Source organism: Chryseobacterium piscicola, assembly GCF_900156685.1.
Classification (GTDB): Bacteria; Bacteroidota; Bacteroidia; order Flavobacteriales; family Weeksellaceae; genus Chryseobacterium; species Chryseobacterium piscicola.
On sequence record NZ_FTOJ01000003.1, the window covers coordinates 25301 to 43892 of the forward strand.

The window sequence follows — 18592 nt, forward strand, 5'->3', positions numbered from 1 at the left end:
GATTAAATAAGAGCAATTTTATACTGTACATAGCTGCTCATCATTAGAGAAAATTTTCTGCTGTTTGAGATTCTTATTCTTTTCTTTAAGATTACTTTTGCAGGAGTTTTTTTTATTTTATTAAATAAAGAAATATAATATCTGTAGGCAAGGTAAACCCCAAATTTAGAGGATTTTGGTAACATTCTGATGCCTTCTAATGCGCATTTAAACTCTTCGCTAATGTCTTTTTCAATTTGGCTTTTTTCCTTGGCATCAAAGTTGAGGATATTTACACCAGGAAAATAAGTTCTTCCCAAAACTTCAAAATCATCATTTAAATCTCTTAAAAAATTTACTTTTTGGAATGCAGAACCAAGCTTCATAGCGAAAGGTTTTAGCTTTTCAAAAACTTCTTTATCTCCATTCACAAAAACATGAAGACACATCAATCCAACTACTTCTGCAGATCCTAGAATATATTCTTTATAAAGATCAGAATTATAATCAATTTTATAAAGATCCATTTCCATGCTTTTCAAAAACTGTGAAATTAAGTTTTTATCAATGTTATATTTAAAAACCGTCTGCTGAAATGATTGTAAAATAGGATTAAGTGAAATTTTTTCTGCCAAAGCTTCCTCAGTCTGAATTCTGAATCTGCTGAGCAAAACGTCTTTATCATACCCATGGAAACTATCAACTATTTCGTCTGCAAGTCTTACATAGCCGTAAATAGCGTAAATAGCGTCTCTTATTTTAGGAGAAAGTGCCAAAATTCCTAGAGAAAAACTTGTGCTGTATTTCTGTGTGGTTTGTTTACTGATCTGAAAGGAAAGATCATCATACTTTTGTTTCATAGTTATTATATTAAAGTGTGGCTTGATAAGCTGCAATTTTCCCAGAGATAATAGACGGCGGAACTCCTGGTCCAGGAACTGTAAGTTGGCCGGTGTAGAAGAGATTTTTTATTTTTTTGTTTCTTAAAGATGGTTTTAAAACTGCTGTTTGGCTCAAAGTATTGGCTAAACCGTAAGCGTTGCCTTCATAAGCGTTATAATCTTGTATAAAATTATCTAAACAATAGCTTTTTTTATAAATTATCTTTTGTGCTAAATTTTCTGTGCCGGTATGTTTTTCTAGTCTTTCAATCATTTCGGCGAAATATTTTTCTCTCATTACCTCAGAATCTTCTATTCCTGTGGCAATCGGCATCAACAAAAATACATTCTCGCAACCCTCAGGAGCTACTTTATCATCAGTTTTTGATGGGCAACAAGCGTAAAACAAAGGCTGAGAAGGCCATTTTTTATCTTTATAAATTTCGTCTGTATGTAAATCTAGGTCATTTTCAAAAAATAACGTGTGATGTTTAATATTTAATTTTTCTTTAATACCTAAATAAAAAATCAAACAAGATGGAGCAAAAGTTTTTGATTTCCAATATTCTGAGCTGTAATTTTTGGCATCTTTATTTAAAAGTTTAGAATCGGTATGGTGATAATCGCAGGAAGCAATAACGCTGTCGAATTCAATTTCTTCTCCGTTTACGATGATGGATTTTACCTTACCGTTCTCATCATTAATTTTTTCTACGGGAGAATTATTGTGAAATTTCACATCTAAATCTTTACAAATGCTTATCATGCCATCTATAATTTTATAAAAACCTCCCAAAGGATAGTAGGTTCCCAGCTTGTAACCGCCATAATTCATCAAACTGTATAAAGCAGGAATCTTTGAAGGAGATGCTCCCAAAAAAATTACCGGAAATTCCATCAAAGTTTGTAATTTTTTATTTTTAAAATATTGGCCAACAAAACTTCTAAAGTCTGAGAGAAGATTTAATTTAAAAGCACTTTTTAAAATTTTCAAAGAGAAAAATTCTGTCCAAGAAAAGCATGGTTTATTTACAAAATCCTTCATTCCTACCTCATACTTATATTTGGCATCTTCCATGAATTTTTCAAGCATATTTCCTGATCCAGGTTCTAAAGTTTCGAAAAGTGTTTTCATCTCTTCAAAATCTTGGGGCAGATCTATATTGCTGTCTGAAAAAACCATTTCAAATTGCGGGTTTAGAGAAATAAGTTCATAAAAATCTGAGGTTTTTCTACCAAAATCTGCAAAATAAGAGTCGAAAATATCGGGCATCCAATACCAGCTTGGTCCCATATCAAAAACAAACCCGTTTTCTGTTGTAAATTGTCTGGCTCTACCACCAAAACTGCTGTTTTTTTCGAATACATGTACATCGTGACCATTTTTTGCGGCGTAGGATGCAGCAGAGAGTCCCGAAAACCCAGACCCAATTACAGCAATTTTTCTTTTCATAGTAATTATTGTTTTTTTCTCAATTTTACAGCTTCAATATTTCTGCCAAAATCATTATTTATAAGGTTTTTTACCTAAATAATTCGTTAAAGATAAATTTTTATCAAAAAAGTGATACCACATTCAACTTTTTTATATCTTTACAACCACTATTTCAATTTCTGATACCTCTTTTGGAACAGATTTTGGATAAAACACTAAGCCAACCTCAAAATATTTTATTAGCATTTTTAACACAAAAAATATTAATTTAACTACTATAAAAACAGAGGATTTATTTTTTAATTGGTAATTTCAGATTTCTTCAACGTAAAAGATACAGTTATCATTTATTGAATGTTAAACTTTTGTTTAAAATTTAGTTCAATATGGTTATATTTTCAGCACTTTAGGTGTTTTAACTTTATTAAATTAAAAATGATTAAATTTTCAAAACACAAATTGCTCGAATTTAAATTAATATATAGATCGAAAATTAAATAATTCATAAATATTCAGTTTAAGTTCAAGTAAAAAATATCAATTGCACATTGCAGAAATAATAAAAAAAATGCCAAGAAAAGTAGTACAAGGTCCTATCAGAGACAAAGAAAAGACCAAACAAAAGCTCCTAGGAGCGGTAGGGAAAATCCTTAAAACCAAAGGATATTCGGGATTAATGGTAAGCAAAATCGCTGCTGTTGCAGGATATGATAAAAAGCTTATCTACGAATATTTCGGTAGCACAGATAAACTTATCGATGAATATATAAAATCTCAAGATTACTGGAGTAATTTCAGTGGTGAAAATGATGTTGATCTTTCGGATGGAGGAAAAAAACTTTCAAAAATGGCTATGCTAAGCCAATTTGAGAATCTTAAGAAAAATAAAGAGTTACAGAAAATATTGGTTTGGGAACTTTCTGAAAGCAGACCAGTTTTGAAGAAAATTCTAGAAGAACGTGAGATTATTGGTGAAGAATTGTTTAAAAATATTACAGATCCTCATTTTGGTGACGATTCTAGAAGCTATAGAGCAATGACTGCATTGATGATAGCAGGTATTTACCATTTAAACCTTTACACAGCACACAATGGAAGTACTTTCTGCGGAATTGATTTAAAAAGTGAAAGCGGAAGAAAAGAAATTGAAGCAGCTATTGAAGAAATGGTAGATTATGCCTACTCAAAAAAAGAAACTAAAAAGTAAATCTTCTTCACTGAAGATTTACTTTTCTGATAAAATTTGGAGATATAAAATTTTCAAATTAAAACAATTATTCTTACTTTTGGGCAATGGAAAATTTTATAGTATCTGCAAGAAAATACCGTCCACAGCAGTTTGACACTGTAGTTGGGCAGTCTCATATTACAGATACCTTAGAACATGCTATAGAAGAAAACCAACTTGCTCAGGCTTTGTTATTTTGTGGACCGAGAGGTGTAGGAAAAACAACCTGTGCAAGAATTCTTGCCAGAAAAATAAACGAAAAAGATGGTTCGCTTTCAGAAGATGGATTCGCTTATAATATCTACGAGTTGGATGCTGCATCCAATAACTCAGTTGATGATATTCGTGAGCTTATAGATCAAGTAAGATTCGCTCCACAAGTTGGTAAATACAAAGTTTATATTATAGACGAGGTACACATGCTGTCTCCGTCTGCTTTTAATGCCTTTTTGAAAACTCTAGAAGAGCCACCAGCTCATGCTATTTTTATTCTTGCGACAACAGAAAAGCACAAGATTATCCCAACTATTCTTTCAAGATGCCAGATTTATGATTTCAAAAGAATCACTATTTCTGATATTCAAGAACAATTGAAAAAAATTGCTGAAAAAGAATCAATTTTATATGAAGATGATGCTCTGTACCTTATAGCTCAAAAGGCAGACGGCGCCCTCAGAGATGCATTATCTATTTTCGACAGGCTTTCTACATTTTCTCACAAAAACATCACACTTGCAAAGGCTGCTGAGGTACTCAATATTTTAGATTACGATCAATATTTGAATATTGTTGACCTAGCGAAAGAAAATAATATTCCTGCAACACTTTCTGCTTTTAATGAGATTGTAAAGAAAGGTTTTGATTCTCATACATTCATTGCAGGTCTAGGAAATCATTTCCGAGATTTGATGATGGCTCAAAATACTACAACTATTGATTTGATTGAAGTAGGAGATCAAACTAAAGCTAAATTTGCAGAACAAGCTAAAAGCTGGAGTCCACAGTTATTAATTGATAGCATAGAAATTTGTAATCATGCCGACATCAATTACAAAAACTCTAAAAATCCAAGACTTACCGTAGAAATTGCCTTGATGCAACTGTCTTCACTTACAAGTGGAGCTGATGTTTTTAAAAAAAAAAGTTCTTAATACTCGCGCCATTTCTTGATGAAAAACAAGAAATAAAAAAAAGTATTCCTGAGAAAAAGCTCGAAACTCCAAAAACGGAAAACACTGAAATAAAAGATAATGTTTCACCAGAAACTTATATTCCAAAAAAAGTAGCAAAACCATTACAAAAAGCTTCTTTTGGAGGGGTAAGTATTTCATCTTTTATGAATGCTAAACCAGAGATAGCAGAAACAGAAGAAGTTTTCAGTATAAAAACAGAAAATTTACCAAAAAATCATTTTACAGAAACTGATCTCCAAATGGAATGGAGTGTTTTACTAAAAAATCTTCAAAATAAAAATGTATTCGTTTTTAATGCCATTAAAAGTTTTAAACTAGAGAAAAAAGGAGAAAATATTATTCAGGTTTTATTTCCTTCAGACTCTGCAAAGACAGAATTTGACAAGATAAGCGGAGAGTTTTTTAATCATTTTAAAAGAAAAGTTCACAACCATTCTATAGAAATTGAATACATAAGAGATTTTGAAAATTTGAAAATAGAAGTTCTTACAAAAAGAAAAATCTACGAAAAATTTACAGAAAAAAATCCGTTATTAAAAGATTTAGATGACCTTATGAAGTTTGATTTAACTTAAATTTTATATATTTGCTGAACTATTTTCATAGACGAAAATAATTATTCAAAAAAAACAAAGTATAATCAACTGATTTACAGGTTATTTTAAAATTTTAAATGAAAAATTTTTCAAATACAACTCTGTTATTTAGCTCATCTTTTGGGCATCAGGCTGCTGAATTTATCAGTGGTTGTTCTGTTTTGTTGGGTAATTATTATAGAAATTTGAATAGCTATTACCGTTATTATTGGTATAGCTAGTTAAAATTTCTTTTCCTAAAAAACAATGCTCATTCTCATGGGTTTTTGTTTCCATCAATTTTTTAATGGCAATTTTGAAAAGAATTATAAAAAAATTATAATTTGAATTCTCATGTATTTATAACAAAAAAAATAATTAATATGACACTAAAAGATTTAAACAGCAATTGGATTGATGATTTATCTCAGCCCCTAATGATTGCAGGACCATGCAGTGCAGAAAGCGAAGCACAGATGCTAGAAACAGCGAGAAGAATAAGAGAGAATAATATTAATGTTCCTATTTTCAGAGCAGGAATCTGGAAACCGCGTACCAAACCAAACGGATTTGAAGGAGTAGGAGTTATCGGTCTCAATTGGTTGAAAAAAGTAAAAGAAGAATATGGTTTTAAAACAGCTACTGAGGTTGCCAATGCGCATCATGTTGCCGCGGCCTTGGAAGCAGATGTAGATATTCTCTGGATAGGAGCGCGGTCTACTGTAAATCCTTTTACGGTACAAGAAATTGCAGAAGCTTTAAGGGGAACGGAAAAAACAGTTTTGGTAAAAAATCCAGTAAATCCAGATCTGGCATTGTGGATTGGTGCATTAGAAAGATTGCTAGGCCAAGATATTAAAAATCTCGGCGTTATTCATAGAGGATTTTCAACATACCAAAAGACTAAATACAGAAATAATCCTAATTGGCAGATTGCTTTGGATTTTAAAAGTCAGTTCCCAAATATTCCAATGCTTATTGATCCTTCACATATTTGCGGAAACAGAACAGGATTGGCAGATGTGACGCAAGAAGCTCTGAATGTGGGTTACCAAGGCGCAATAATAGAAACTCACAGCAACCCAGATGAAGCTTGGAGTGATGCTTCACAACAGATTACTCCGGAAATTTTGGCAGATTTGATTTCAAATCTAAAAGTGAGAAATTCTGATTTTGCAGGCTTTGAAGGAGAAATGGGTAGACACCGTACCTTAATTTCAGATATAGATTTTCAAATTATAGAGCTGCTTTCACAAAGAATGAAGATTTCTGAAAAAATAGGAAAACTTAAAAAAGAAAACGATATCGCCATATTTCAGCCTGCAAGATGGAAAGAAATTACAGAATATGCTACTCAGAAAGCTACTGAAACAGGCATGTCTCCTGATTTTATAGAGAAGATTTTCAAAGCTGTGCATGAAGAATCTATAGAAGTGCAAAATAGCATTATGATTAACAGGTAACTTTAAAATTCATATTTAAAATTAATACCGAAAGGTCTGAAAAAGTAAAGCAATATGTTTTATACTTTTCAGACCTTAATTATTTATATTTGCATGACTATAAAAAATGAGAGGGAAAATCATAAAATCTACAGGTAGCTGGTACCAAGTTTTACAATTCGAAACCAATAGAATTTTCGAGGCAAGAATACGAGGAAAATTTAAGCTAATTAAAACAAGGCTTACGAATCCGCTTGCGGTTGGCGATTTTGTTGAGTTTCAGCTAGAGAGCGATGATGTAGCATGGATAACAAAAATTGAAGCGAGAAATAATTATCTTATTAGAAAATCGGTCAATTTGTCTAAAGAAGCACATATAATTGCGTCTAATATTGATATTGCTTGTTTTATTTTTACTTTAAAACATCCAGAAACTTCGCTCGGTTTCCTCGATCGTTTTTTGGCATGCTGTGAAGCTTACAATATCACGCCATTAATTTTATTCAATAAAATAGATGTATTGAATGAAGACGAAATAGAACTGGTAAAGGATATTGAATTTCTTTATAATGAAATAGGATACGAAACCCTCGAAATTTCCTCGTATTCAAAACTAAATCTTGAAGATCTCCAAAATCTTCTTAAAGACAGAACATCGGTTTTCTTTGGGCATTCGGGATGTGGTAAATCTACTCTGGTAAATGCTTTGCAGCCCGATCTAAATCTAAAAACATCCGAAATTTCAGATACTCATCTCAAAGGGAAGCATACCACAACATTTGCACAAATGCACTTCTGGCATTTTGGTGGGAATGTGATTGATACGCCTGGAGTACGTGAGTTTGCAATGATTGATGTTGAAAAAGAAGAAATTCAACATTATTTTCCTGAAATTTTCAGAAAAAGAAAAGAATGTAAGTTTCACAATTGTCTTCACGTAAATGAACCTAAATGCGCTGTTTTACAATCTTTAGAAACTGGAGAAATTCAACATTCCCGGTATTCTACCTATATTAAATTGATGGATGAAGCAGACGAAGAAGCTTTAAACAATTTCTAAGCAAGTGATAAAATTATTTTATTTTTAATGTTTCTAATGGAAATATTGAAAATAAATGCATAAAATTATTTACCATTATTGATTCTTTAATAAATCATGTATATTATTACAAATAAAAAACCCAGCCGAAGCTGGGTAAAAACTAATAACCATGAAAACTCAAATTAAACATGAGAATCGGAATCTAATAAACAATTACTATGCCAAAGGAATTTTGTTTTTTTCTTAAAAAAAGTTATTTTAATGTTAAATAAAACTTAAAAACATATTTTTCAAAAATTTTCGTATTTTTGTGCAAATAATTAAAAAAATATTATGTCTAACATTACATTCACTATGATTAAGCCAGATGCAGTTGCAGACGGGCATATCGGTGCAATTTTAGGAAAAATTTCTGAAGGAGGTTTTAAAATTAAAGCATTAAAATTAACTCAGCTTACTGTATCTGATGCAAAAAAATTCTATGAAGTTCATGCTGAAAGACCATTTTATGGAGAATTGGTAGAATTTATGAGTTCAGGTCCAATTGTAGCTGCAGTTTTAGAAAAAGATAATGCTGTAGAAGATTTCAGAACTTTAATTGGTGCTACCAATCCTGCAGAAGCTGCAGAAGGTACAATCAGAAAAATGTTTGCAAGAAGTATTGGTGAAAATGCAGTACACGGATCAGATTCTGACGAAAATGCTCTTATTGAAGCTCAGTTCCATTTTTCTGGAAGAGAAATTTTCTAAGTAAAAATTCAAAAAAATATATAAAATCCAGACATTGTCTGGATTTTTTTTGTTTTAAAGACATCCTCCAATTCAATACCGGAATTATTTATTAAATACCGTGTTTTTACGGATTGATTTGTGTTTTAAGTTGTAATATATTTGTATAGAAATAAATGAAAATTTGTTTTATCAATTAAAAACTAAAATAAACTAATCAACCATCCGCTCAAATTTGAGATGACAAAGGCTGCCTTTTGGCAGCCTTTTTATTTATAAAAGTTGTCTGTTATTAAACTTTTAAGAGTTCAATCATTTTTTCTGGGCTTTCTGCTGAGAAAACTGCGTTTCCTGCTACCAAAACGTCAGCACCTGCATCAAAAAGTTTTGAGGCATTATCAATATTTACACCACCATCAATCTGAATCAGTGCCGTAGAATTGTTGCTTAAAATTAAATCTTTTGTTTCTGCAATTTTTTTGTAGGTATTCTCAATGAATTTTTGTCCGCCAAATCCAGGGTTTACACTCATCAATAGAACCAAATCTACATCATTAATAATATCTTCCAACATCAAAACAGGTGTAGACGGATTTAAAACAACTCCAGCTTTTGCACCCAAATTTTGGATGTGATGAATTGTTCTGTGGAGATGCGTGCAAGCTTCAAAATGTATAGACACCAAGTCTGCACCGTGATTTATAAATTCTTCAACATATTTTTCAGGCTCTACAATCATTAAGTGTACGTCTACAAATTTTTTAGCATGTTGTTGAATTGTTTTCATTACCGGAAAACCGAAAGAAATATTCGGGACAAATCTACCATCCATTACATCCACGTGCAACCAGTCGGCATGTGAATTGTTGAGCATTTCAATGTCTCTTTGCAGATTTCCAAAGTCTGCGGATAATAAGGAAGGAGCGATGAGTTTTGTTTTCATTTTTACTTTTTATACTTTCTTTTTAGTTTCTTAATGGTATTTTAGTTTCATTTCTGGAGTTATTTTCAATAGAGTTTCATAGATTAATTTAATAACGTTTTGAACATCGTTTTTTGAAACCATTTCTACTGTGGTGTGCATGTATCGTAAAGGTAGAGAGATAAGGGCACTAGGTACGCCACCATTAGAGTGGGCGAAAGCATCGGTATCAGTTCCTGTAGCTCTACTTGCAGCTGCTCTTTGGTAAGGAATTTTCTCAGATTTTGCAGTATCTATAATTAATTCTCTTATTTTGTGATGTACACTTGGGGCGAAAAAAACTACTGGGCCATCTCCGCATTTTTGATCGCCTTCTTTTTTCTTTTCAATCATTGGTGTTGTGGTATCATGAGTAACGTCGGTTACAATAGCGATATTGGGCTTAATGGTGTCTGCAATCATATCTGCACCATACAAACCTACTTCTTCCTGTACCGAATTGGTGATATACAAGCCAAAAGGAATCGTTTTTTTATTTTCTTTTAAAAGTCTTGCCACTTCAGCAATCATAAATCCACCGATTCTATTATCTAAAGCTCTGCAAACGAAATAGCGGTCGTTCATTTCAAAAAATTCGTCAGGATATGTAATCATGCAACCTACATGAATTCCCAATTCCTCAACTTCTTCTTTTGAAATCGCACCACAATCGATGAAAATATTATCTATTTTCGGGGTAGGTTCATTTTGGTTTGCGCTTCTCGTGTGGATTGCTGGCCATCCGAAAACACCTTTTACAATACCTTTTTCGCCATGAATACTTACCACTTTTGAAGGTGCAATAGTTTGATCTGAACCGCCGTTTCTGATGACATAAATTAACCCATCGTCTGTGATATAATTGACGTACCAAGAGATTTCGTCTGCATGAGCCTCTATAACGACTTTGAATTCTGCTTCAGCATTAATTATTCCGTAGCATGTGCCATAATGATCTACCTCTACTGTGTCTACGTAGGGTTTGATGTAGTTCATCCAAACTTCTTGACCTTTATGTTCATATCCGGTTGGTGACGAAGTATTGAGATATTGTTCTAAAAACTTTAGAGATTTCTTTTCAAATTTCATATAAAAGGAATGATTTTTGCGTTGATTTTTTTTGATAGGAACTGTAAAAATAATGATTTTAAATAAAATTTTCTTCCCTTTTCTCGTTTTTTTTGCGATGTGTACACAGGCTCAAACTGTTGATTCGTTGGGAATAAGGCCGTTAAGCCAATATCCACAAGATCAACTCCGGACTGATGAATATGGGCAAAAGTATTTTTATGATGAAAGACAAAAAGCCAAAATCTACGAAATCAATGGTGAAACTGTTGTTGTAATGGATGAATTGCGCTTGGTAAACAAACCAAAGTTCAACAATCAATTAGACAAAAATTTTTATCTTTTTCTAAATAAAAAATTGTATCGAGTTTATCCACTTTTTTTAACGGCACTTCAGCAATATACAGATATACAGGCGGATATGCAGGATATGGATTCTGATGCAAGAAGAAAATTCGTAAGAGACCGCCAAAATATGCTTGCTGATCAATATGAAAAGCAATTAAAAGATTTAACGACAACTGAAGGACAGGTTTTTGCTAAATTAATGAATCGCGCAACAGGAAAAAATGTTTTCGAAATTATTAAAGAGTTGCGTGGTGGATGGAGCGCGTTTTGGTGGAATGTGAAAGGAAAAGTAGCAGACATTGACTTGAAGCAAAAATACAATCCTCACGTCAACAGAACAGATGAGTTTTTAGAATCTCTCTTGCAGTCTAACTGGAATTCGGGTTATCTGCAGCCCTATCCAGGAGCAAAAAATTTTAAATATCCACGATAAATTAGAAATTAATTTTACAATTTAATATTTATTTTCATCCATTTTAAGTTTCTATTAAAGTTAGTTTTTAATTCTAACAATATCTTTTTTTAAAAATCAAGACAAAATCATGCAGAAAAAATATCAAGGTCAGCCAACAATTACTCTTAATAATGGTGTGGCAATTCCATCTTTAGGTTTCGGAGTTTGGCAAATGGAAAATCTTACGCAATGTGAAGAAGCTGTAATTAATGCAATTAAATTGGGCTATAGAATGATTGATACAGCATCAATATATCTCAACGAAGTTGCTGTGGGCAAAGCAATTCAAAACTGTGGAGTTCATAGAGATGAACTTTTTATTACTTCAAAACTTTGGGTACAAGATCACGGATATGAAAATGCAAAAGGAGCTTTCCAAAGAACATTAGAAAGATTACAGCTTGATTATCTAGATATGTACCTTATTCATTGGCCTTTTGGGGATTTTTTAGATGCTTGGAAAGCTTTGGAAGAATTGTATAATGAAGGAAAAATAAAAGCTATTGGTGTTTGTAATTTTACAGTAGAAAAATTAGAAGTCTTGAAAGCTAATGCTGATATTCTGCCGGTCATTAATCAAATAGAATTACACCCAATATTCCAACAAAAAGAATTGCAAATTTATCATCGTGAAAATAACATTATTACTCAGCCTTGGAGTCCTCTTGGAAATGGTAATAAATCACTTTTGGAAACTGAAAGCTTAAAAAAAATAGCTTCTAAATATGATAAAACAGTTGCGCAGATTATTTTAAGATGGCATTTGCAAGAAGGTTTCTGCGTAATTCCAAAATCTGTTACACTTTCTAGGATTGAAGAAAATTTTAATGTTTTCAATTTTGAACTTACAGAAGAAGAAATGAATGTGGTAAGAAGTTTAGATACTGGAAAAAGACTTTTCTTTGATCCAAAAGATCCGGAATGGGAACAAAAAATGCTCAATTCACGAGCAGATATTTAATAGTAAAAAAACAAAGTCCGGCAAAAAAGCCGGACTTTTATTAACTGTAAAAACTCTAAAGATTTATAAACTTTTCAACAAGCTTTCTGTTTCTCCCACATCTTCACCCGCTGCTTTTCCTAAATTAACAGATTTTTCTGCCCAAATTTTAGCGTTTTTCTTATCTCCAAGTTTGTTATAGAGATTAGCTAAAGTATCTGTATTAGCATAGCTTTCTTCTTTTTTTATAGATTCTTGCGCCCATTTTACTGCGGTCTCAAGACCAGATTTTGAATCTACGTTTTCAAAGAAATTCCAAGAAATTTCGTTTAGCTCATTAGAAGAAAGAGTTTGGTAATCTTTATAGATTTCCAAAGCAAGAGCTTCGTAGGTTTTGAAATCTTTACCTCTTGCGGCTCTTCCCATTTTTGCTTTTTTCAAAACTTTTTCAGCTTCTTCTTTAGATAAAAACTTCTGAGCTTCTGCTAAGAAATAGGTGTCATCCCAAGATTTTTTTTCAGCATTGTACGATTTTTTAAAAATTGCATTTACTCTTACGTTTTTATCAAATGCTTCATAATTCGCTTCAGGAAAAACTTTGATAATATCTGCTTTTCTCTCTTTGAATATTTTATACAAAGGGCTTTCTGTATTTTGAGCCGATGTCAACAACATTTGAACATCTTCCATATCAAAAGTTGATTTTTCTTTGAAGTAACGCTCAAGAACTTTTTCTGCAAATTGTGAATCATTGTAAATAGTAAGTTTTGCAAGATTTTTTAGAAATTCAGGGTTTTTTTCTCCCTTGTCAAATTTTGCTTTAAGAGTGGTAAGTCTCTTATTTGGGTCTCCTGCATCCATTGCAAACTGTATAAACTCTTTTTCTTCAACATAACCCAAAGTTCTATGTACTTCTTCGCCATCTCCGTTGATGAAAAGATATGTTGGGAAAGCTTTTACATTGTATTTCTTTGCAAGATCAATACCTTCGCCTTTTTCCATATCAATTTTGGCATTTACGAAATTTGCGTTATAATAATCACCAACATTTTTTTTAGGAAAAATATTTTTTACCATTAATTTGCAGGGTCCGCACCAAACGGCGTATGCATCAACGAAAATAAGTTTGTTTTCTTTTTTTGCTTTTGCAAGAAGACTTTTAAAATCGCCTTCTTGAAATTTTATTCCTTGTGCGAAAGAAATTACGCTAATAAACAAGGAAGAGATGATTGCAAGTTTTTTCATTTAAACTAATAATTATTTTATACAAATTTAAAAATTATTCTATTTGTTCGTGAATAATATTGATAATTAACATTCATTAAGTTTTCAATTGATATATTTGATTATGCAAAACAGAATTTCATCTTTTCCACCTATTATTGACCAAGAATCTAAAATCTTAATTTTAGGATCAGTTCCAGGAGTGAAATCTTTGGAAAAGCAAGAATATTACGGTCATCCACAAAACAAATTCTGGAAAATTATTTTTGAATTGTTTGAGGTGGATTTTACTGAAAATTATGTTGAAAAAATTGAGATTTTAAAGAAAAATAAAATTGCAGTTTGGGATGCAATAGACACCTGCGAAAGGAAAGGCAGCCTTGATTCTGAAATCAGAAATGAGGAAGCCAACGATATTAAAAATCTTTTGCAAACCCATCCAAATATTCGGGCAATATTTTGTAACGGCGGAAAGTCCTATAAAAATCTGAAGAAAATTTTAGACAAAAATTCTGAAATTCCTTTATATTTATTGCCGTCAACCAGTCCGCTTCACACAATTTCATTTGAAAAGAAGCTGGAAGACTGGAAGATTTTAAAGACCTACTTATGAAAATATTTTTATCTGCAATTTTCTGTTTTGTTTCATCGTTCCTGTTTTCTCAAAAAACCTATCATTTTGATAATTATTTAGGATACACTTCAGAAATAAAACGAAATAAAGAAATCTCATCAAATGAGTTTTACAGTCTTATAAATTCTAAAAACCAGAGTTACAAAGCCAAGATTATTAAGGGGGAGAAAACGAGATCCGGAGTGATGATTGCAGATTATCCCAATGATATTCTGTATTATTTTGATCTCAAAAATGAAAATTTTCCGCTAAAAAATGAAGATTTTATTTATGTAAAATCAGAGAAACTGAAAAATGTAAAAAAACAATTTGAAGATGAGTTTAACAATAGAGTCATAACCGCCGTTCCTTTGTATAATGACGGTATTATTTTCAATTATGAAATTAAAGAATCTAAAAAAGCTGACTCTAAGAAATACAGTACGAAAGCTCTGGTCTCGTTTCACAAATATAAAGATGATCTGGCATTTGTAGGTTTAGAAAACTTGCTTGACTTTTATGGTGTAAAAAAGAAGATTTCATTGCCAGAAAATATGATCTTAACTTCCGCAACCAGCGAATTTGATGGTGCTACAAAAAGCTTAGAATTAAAAGTGATTGAACCGGTAGAAATCATTTTCACTGTAGAATAAAAATTCATTAAGTAATTTTAACGCGCCAAATTTTCAAATTTCATTCTCTGACAAATTATTCTCAAAATAGAGTAAATAATTATTGTGATTTTTTATTTCCTCCAAAACACTTGACAAAGGGGTGTTGAATGTCGTATATTTGCACCTCGTAAATTACATAATGTAATTGATAATTTTTAAACCGTAATTTAAAAAAATGAAAACATCAGACTTTAATTTTGACCTTCCTGAAGAGTTACTAGCAGAACATCCTGCCGAACATAGAGACGAAGCAAGATTGATGGTTTTGGATAGAAAGAACCAAACTATTACACACAAACAGTTTAAAGATGTCGTAGATTATTTTGACGAAAAAGATCTTTTTATATTCAATAATACAAAAGTTTTCCCGGCACGTCTTTACGGAAATAAAGAAAAAACAGGAGCCAAAATTGAAGTTTTCTTATTAAGAGAGCTTGATAAAGAAACCCGTGTTTGGGATGTTTTGGTAGATCCCGCTAGAAAAATCAGAATAGGTAACAAATTATTCTTTACTGAAGATGAGTCTTTAGTTGCTGAAGTAATAGATAATACTACATCCAGAGGTAGAACTTTGAGATTTTTGTATGATGGTCCTTATGAAGAATTCAGAACCAAACTAAAAGAATTGGGAGAAACACCACTTCCAAAATACATAAAAAGAGACGTTGAGCCAGAAGATGCTGAAAGATATCAAACGATTTATGCAAAGGTAGAAGGAGCTGTAGCAGCACCTACTGCAGGTCTTCACTTTTCAAGACATTTAATGAAGAGATTAGAAATCAAAGGAATTGATTTTGCTGAAGTAACGCTTCATGTTGGTCTAGGAACATTCAACCCAATTGAGGTGGAAGATCTTTCGAAACATAAAATGGAATCTGAAGAAATTTTCATTGACGAAAAAAATGCTGAAATCATCAACAAAGCTGTGGATGAAAATAGAAGAGTTTGTGCCGTAGGAACTACAACAATGAGAACTCTTGAAACATCTGTTTCTTCAAACAAAAAAATCTCTGCATTCAGTGGTTGGACCAATAAATTTATTTTCCCACCACACGATTTCGGCGTTGCCAACTGTATGATTACCAATTTCCACACACCAAAATCTACATTAATGATGATGATTGCGGCGTTTGCAGGAAAAGATTTTCTAATGCAAGCTTACGAAGAGGCTGTAAGAGAAAAATACAAGTTCTACACTTACGGTGATGCTATGTTGATTCTTTAAAAAAGAAAGCTGAAAATTGGGTACTTGAAGCATTAAATTCTGTACCCAAATTTCTAACATTATATCATCCCACATCCTACAATTTAATGAAAGACATCAGAACCTTATCTCTTGATCAACTCAAAGACTATTTCGGCACTATTGGCGAAAAACCTTTCCGTGCAAAACAAGTCTACGACTGGATTTGGAGTAAAAATCTTCACTCTTTTGAAGAGATGACGAATCTTTCTAAAAATTTGAGGGAAAATCTTATTCGTGATTTTATAATGAATCCTGCGGCTGTAGACCAATTTCAAAAATCTACAGATGGAACCATTAAAAATGGTGTAAAATTGCACGATGGATTAATGGTAGAATCTGTAATGATTCCTACAGAAACCAGAACCACAGCTTGTGTATCATCGCAAGTAGGTTGTTCCCTGAATTGTGAGTTTTGTGCAACAGCCAAGCTCAAAAGAATGAGAAATCTTGAAGTTGCAGAAATTGTAGATCAGGTAGCACTTATTGACAGGCAGAGTAGAGAATATCACAACAGACCGCTGAGCAACATCGTGTTTATGGGAATGGGGGAGCCTATGATGAACTACAAAAATGTAGTAGAAGCCATCAAAAAAATTACTCAACCTGAAGGTTTGGGGATGTCGCCCAGAAGAATTACCGTTTCTACATCGGGGATTCCAAAAATGATTAAGATGTTGGCAGATGACGAATTGCGTGTGAAATTGGCTTTGTCTCTTCACTCTGCAGTGGAGTCTACCCGAAATGAAATCATGCCTTTCTCGGATAAATTTCCTTTAACAGATATTATGGAGTCTCTGCAATATTGGTATAAAAAAACAGGCTCTGTCATCACCTTTGAATATTGCGTCTGGAAAGGCATCAATGATAAAGATGAAGATATAAAAGCTTTGATTAAATACTGCCGACAGGTTCCTTCAAAAGTAAATTTAATTCAGTACAACCCAATTGGTGAAGGTAAATTTGATCACCGAAGCATTGCCGCAGAAGAAAAATACGTTCGTGAATTGGAAAAAGCCGGCGTAACTGTCATGGTAAGAAAAAGCCGTGGTGGCGACATCGATGCAGCTTGCGGACAATTGGCGAATAAGACTGCTGAATAATGATTCTTTTTTGGAGTATTCTATTTTATTCAAATTCGATTTTTGCTGTCTTTTCAATTCTCTATCTTATTTATGAAAAAATAAAAAAGAAAGAAGCATTCAAAGGAATTTTTATGCTTGTCTTTTCACTCTTTATCATGTTTTTTTCTCAAGATAGATTGTGTAATTTAATTTTAGAAGAAATTATTACTGATCTGAAATCCGGAAAACTGGTTTTAGAGAAAAACCAAATTTTAACCAACTCAAATATCTATAACTTAGAAGTTTCATCTCAAAAACATAATTATTCTGAAAAAACTTATGCTGTAACACTTTTACCTTCTAAAGATGATTTGATTATTAAACAAGATTATTCAAACAACAGGTTTTGGGTTTTTTATACGAAATATTATTACAGTAAACACCATGCAATTGGATACGTTAAATAACTTAAATATAATTTTGACATTTATCATTTAACAAATCTTAAAAAGAAAAACTTTAATTTTGCCCAATGAAGAAGCTTTTTCTAATCCTTTCCATCATTTTTTCGATTCTAAATTCCGCACAGCAATCTGAAATTTTTAAACTAAAAAAATATAGAGTTTCTGCGCTGAATGATTCAATCCGTGAGACTTCAGGTTTAAGTTTTTTTAACGAAAAACTGTACACTTTCAATGATAGTGGAAATACTCCAGAGTTGTATCAGATTGATGAAAAATCCGGAAAGATTATCAAAGTTTTGAAAGTAAATGCTGAAAATAAAGATTGGGAATCTATCGCCAACGATGGCAAAAACTTTTATATCGGTGAATTTGGTAATAACGAAGGCACTCGCAAAGATTTAAAGATTTATAAAATTCCTTTCAATGAAAATCAACTCCAAAATGATTCTTTGAAGACAATCTCCTTTTTTTATCCAAATCAAAAAGATTTTACTCCCAAAAATATTGCTACCGATTTTGATTTGGAATCTATGATTTATCTCAACGGAAAAATTCATATTTTCACAAAAGAATGGGTTTCAAAATCTACGACTCATTATATTCTAGATCCAAATAATTTTGAAAAGCAAGCGGCTCAAGAAGTAGAATTTTTTAAGACAGGCTTTATGATTTCAGACGCATATTATTTTGATAAAAAACTATATGTAGTAGGTTATACCAAAAAAACAGAAGTTTATCTTACAATTTTCTATGAAACAGAACTTGGGATTTTTTTCAAAGAAAAACCCAAGAAATATTATTTGGGAAGCGCTTTAAGCATAGGGCAAATTGAAGGAATTGCTGTAGATCATAATGGAATTTATATATCAGGAGAAAAATTTTACAATCCCATCAAAAATAGCAATGCTTTTTTCTATTTCGTCCCCAAAGGAATATTAAAATTTTAAAAAATCTAGCATTGAGATTAAAATTAATTTTCCGTTAAAATTGGAGTAAAAATTTTATCTTTGTAAGAAGTAAATATCAATTACCCAT

At 32.0% G+C, this 18592-nt stretch carries 19 protein-coding genes; 14 read left to right on the forward strand and 5 right to left on the reverse strand.

What is annotated here, in order from left to right; genetic code table 11:
• Positions 1-2 precede the first annotated feature (2 nt).
• Both BW939_RS06160 and BW939_RS06165 read right to left on the reverse strand, forming a co-directional pair.
• Positions 3-839, reverse strand: coding sequence for a phytoene/squalene synthase family protein (locus BW939_RS06160; protein WP_076450896.1), 837 nt, complete (start codon positions 837-839; stop codon positions 3-5).
• A gap of 10 nt (positions 840-849) precedes the next feature.
• A complete protein-coding gene (locus BW939_RS06165) occupies positions 850-2313 on the reverse strand; it encodes a phytoene desaturase family protein (RefSeq protein ID WP_076450897.1) in 1464 nt (487 codons plus the stop codon).
• A gap of 550 nt (positions 2314-2863) precedes the next feature.
• Here BW939_RS06165 and BW939_RS06175 point away from each other — a divergent pair.
• The 6 genes from BW939_RS06175 (at position 2864) to BW939_RS06200 (ending at position 8525) form a co-directional block, all read left to right on the forward strand.
• On the forward strand, positions 2864-3502 hold the full coding sequence (locus BW939_RS06175) for a TetR/AcrR family transcriptional regulator (protein ID WP_076450901.1): 639 nt from the start codon (positions 2864-2866) through the stop codon (positions 3500-3502).
• Between the two features lie 86 nt (positions 3503-3588).
• A complete protein-coding gene (gene dnaX, locus BW939_RS06180) occupies positions 3589-4674 on the forward strand; it encodes a DNA polymerase III subunit gamma/tau (protein ID WP_076450902.1) in 1086 nt (361 codons plus the stop codon).
• A 185-nt stretch (positions 4675-4859) separates the two neighbouring features.
• On the forward strand, positions 4860-5291 hold the full coding sequence (locus BW939_RS06185) for a hypothetical protein (protein WP_228417144.1): 432 nt from the start codon (positions 4860-4862) through the stop codon (positions 5289-5291).
• Positions 5292-5674: 383 nt separating this feature from the next.
• Positions 5675-6754 carry a chorismate mutase gene (locus BW939_RS06190; protein ID WP_076450904.1) on the forward strand — a complete coding sequence of 360 codons (1080 nt, stop codon included), beginning with the start codon at positions 5675-5677 and terminating at the stop codon, positions 6752-6754.
• A 106-nt stretch (positions 6755-6860) separates the two neighbouring features.
• Entirely contained in the window at positions 6861-7793 is a 933-nt protein-coding gene (gene rsgA, locus BW939_RS06195; RefSeq protein ID WP_076450905.1) for a ribosome small subunit-dependent GTPase A, read from the forward strand.
• A 312-nt stretch (positions 7794-8105) separates the two neighbouring features.
• On the forward strand, positions 8106-8525 hold the full coding sequence (locus BW939_RS06200) for a nucleoside-diphosphate kinase (protein ID WP_076450907.1): 420 nt from the start codon (positions 8106-8108) through the stop codon (positions 8523-8525).
• Between the two features lie 271 nt (positions 8526-8796).
• Here BW939_RS06200 and rpe read toward each other — a convergent pair whose 3' ends face one another.
• Positions 8797-9447 (reverse strand): ribulose-phosphate 3-epimerase, encoded by a 651-nt coding sequence (rpe, locus tag BW939_RS06205; RefSeq protein WP_076450908.1) that lies wholly within the window; start codon positions 9445-9447, stop codon positions 8797-8799.
• A 30-nt stretch (positions 9448-9477) separates the two neighbouring features.
• Positions 9478-10554, reverse strand: coding sequence for a chryseobasin maturation metalloprotease ChrP (gene chrP, locus BW939_RS06210; RefSeq protein ID WP_076450915.1), 1077 nt, complete (start codon positions 10552-10554; stop codon positions 9478-9480).
• A gap of 52 nt (positions 10555-10606) precedes the next feature.
• On the opposite strand from chrP, the gene BW939_RS06215 reads away from it, so the two are divergent.
• Positions 10607-11314: a DUF4294 domain-containing protein gene (locus BW939_RS06215; protein WP_076450917.1), complete on the forward strand. Its 708-nt coding sequence runs from the start codon at positions 10607-10609 to the stop codon at positions 11312-11314.
• A 109-nt stretch (positions 11315-11423) separates the two neighbouring features.
• On the forward strand, positions 11424-12296 hold the full coding sequence (locus tag BW939_RS06220; RefSeq protein ID WP_076450919.1) for an aldo/keto reductase: 873 nt from the start codon (positions 11424-11426) through the stop codon (positions 12294-12296).
• Between the two features lie 63 nt (positions 12297-12359).
• On the opposite strand, the gene BW939_RS06225 is transcribed toward BW939_RS06220, so the two are convergent.
• Positions 12360-13520 carry a thioredoxin fold domain-containing protein gene (locus tag BW939_RS06225; protein ID WP_076450920.1) on the reverse strand — a complete coding sequence of 387 codons (1161 nt, stop codon included), beginning with the start codon at positions 13518-13520 and terminating at the stop codon, positions 12360-12362.
• A gap of 103 nt (positions 13521-13623) precedes the next feature.
• Between BW939_RS06225 and BW939_RS06230 the strand changes: the two genes are divergently transcribed.
• The 6 genes from BW939_RS06230 (at position 13624) to BW939_RS06255 (ending at position 18504) form a co-directional block, all read left to right on the forward strand.
• Positions 13624-14112 carry a DNA-deoxyinosine glycosylase gene (locus BW939_RS06230; RefSeq protein WP_076450922.1) on the forward strand — a complete coding sequence of 163 codons (489 nt, stop codon included), beginning with the start codon at positions 13624-13626 and terminating at the stop codon, positions 14110-14112.
• Positions 14109-14765 (forward strand): hypothetical protein, encoded by a 657-nt coding sequence (locus tag BW939_RS06235; RefSeq protein ID WP_076450923.1) that lies wholly within the window; start codon positions 14109-14111, stop codon positions 14763-14765. Before BW939_RS06230 ends, BW939_RS06235 begins: the two co-directional genes overlap by 4 nt.
• A 196-nt stretch (positions 14766-14961) precedes the next feature.
• A complete protein-coding gene (queA, locus tag BW939_RS06240; RefSeq protein WP_076450925.1) occupies positions 14962-16011 on the forward strand; it encodes a tRNA preQ1(34) S-adenosylmethionine ribosyltransferase-isomerase QueA in 1050 nt (349 codons plus the stop codon).
• Between the two features lie 86 nt (positions 16012-16097).
• Positions 16098-17132 (forward strand): dual-specificity RNA methyltransferase RlmN, encoded by a 1035-nt coding sequence (rlmN, locus tag BW939_RS06245; RefSeq protein ID WP_076450927.1) that lies wholly within the window; start codon positions 16098-16100, stop codon positions 17130-17132.
• Positions 17133-17245: 113 nt separating this feature from the next.
• Positions 17246-17560, forward strand: coding sequence for a hypothetical protein (locus tag BW939_RS06250; protein ID WP_123891578.1), 315 nt, complete (start codon positions 17246-17248; stop codon positions 17558-17560).
• A gap of 65 nt (positions 17561-17625) precedes the next feature.
• Entirely contained in the window at positions 17626-18504 is an 879-nt protein-coding gene (locus BW939_RS06255) for a hypothetical protein (protein ID WP_076450930.1), read from the forward strand.
• Positions 18505-18592: the final 88 nt, after the last annotated feature.

What these genes read in the sequence shown, in the direction of transcription:
- BW939_RS06160 (WP_076450896.1), bottom strand. Translation starts at nt 839, where the DNA reads ATGAAACAAAAGTATGATGATCTTTCCTTTCAGATCAGTAAACAAACC.
- BW939_RS06165 (WP_076450897.1), bottom strand. Translation starts at nt 2,313, where the DNA reads ATGAAAAGAAAAATTGCTGTAATTGGGTCTGGGTTTTCGGGACTCTCT.
- BW939_RS06175 (WP_076450901.1), top strand. Translation starts at nt 2,864, where the DNA reads ATGCCAAGAAAAGTAGTACAAGGTCCTATCAGAGACAAAGAAAAGACC.
- dnaX (WP_076450902.1), top strand. Translation starts at nt 3,589, where the DNA reads ATGGAAAATTTTATAGTATCTGCAAGAAAATACCGTCCACAGCAGTTT.
- BW939_RS06185 (WP_228417144.1), top strand. Translation starts at nt 4,860, where the DNA reads ATGAATGCTAAACCAGAGATAGCAGAAACAGAAGAAGTTTTCAGTATA.
- BW939_RS06190 (WP_076450904.1), top strand. Translation starts at nt 5,675, where the DNA reads ATGACACTAAAAGATTTAAACAGCAATTGGATTGATGATTTATCTCAG.
- rsgA (WP_076450905.1), top strand. Translation starts at nt 6,861, where the DNA reads ATGAGAGGGAAAATCATAAAATCTACAGGTAGCTGGTACCAAGTTTTA.
- rpe (WP_076450908.1), bottom strand. Translation starts at nt 9,447, where the DNA reads ATGAAAACAAAACTCATCGCTCCTTCCTTATTATCCGCAGACTTTGGA.
- chrP (WP_076450915.1), bottom strand. Translation starts at nt 10,554, where the DNA reads ATGAAATTTGAAAAGAAATCTCTAAAGTTTTTAGAACAATATCTCAAT.
- BW939_RS06215 (WP_076450917.1), top strand. Translation starts at nt 10,607, where the DNA reads ATGATTTTAAATAAAATTTTCTTCCCTTTTCTCGTTTTTTTTGCGATG.
- BW939_RS06220 (WP_076450919.1), top strand. Translation starts at nt 11,424, where the DNA reads ATGCAGAAAAAATATCAAGGTCAGCCAACAATTACTCTTAATAATGGT.
- BW939_RS06225 (WP_076450920.1), bottom strand. Translation starts at nt 13,520, where the DNA reads ATGAAAAAACTTGCAATCATCTCTTCCTTGTTTATTAGCGTAATTTCT.
- BW939_RS06230 (WP_076450922.1), top strand. Translation starts at nt 13,624, where the DNA reads ATGCAAAACAGAATTTCATCTTTTCCACCTATTATTGACCAAGAATCT.
- BW939_RS06235 (WP_076450923.1), top strand. Translation starts at nt 14,109, where the DNA reads ATGAAAATATTTTTATCTGCAATTTTCTGTTTTGTTTCATCGTTCCTG.
- queA (WP_076450925.1), top strand. Translation starts at nt 14,962, where the DNA reads ATGAAAACATCAGACTTTAATTTTGACCTTCCTGAAGAGTTACTAGCA.
- rlmN (WP_076450927.1), top strand. Translation starts at nt 16,098, where the DNA reads ATGAAAGACATCAGAACCTTATCTCTTGATCAACTCAAAGACTATTTC.
- BW939_RS06250 (WP_123891578.1), top strand. Translation starts at nt 17,246, where the DNA reads ATGCTTGTCTTTTCACTCTTTATCATGTTTTTTTCTCAAGATAGATTG.
- BW939_RS06255 (WP_076450930.1), top strand. Translation starts at nt 17,626, where the DNA reads ATGAAGAAGCTTTTTCTAATCCTTTCCATCATTTTTTCGATTCTAAAT.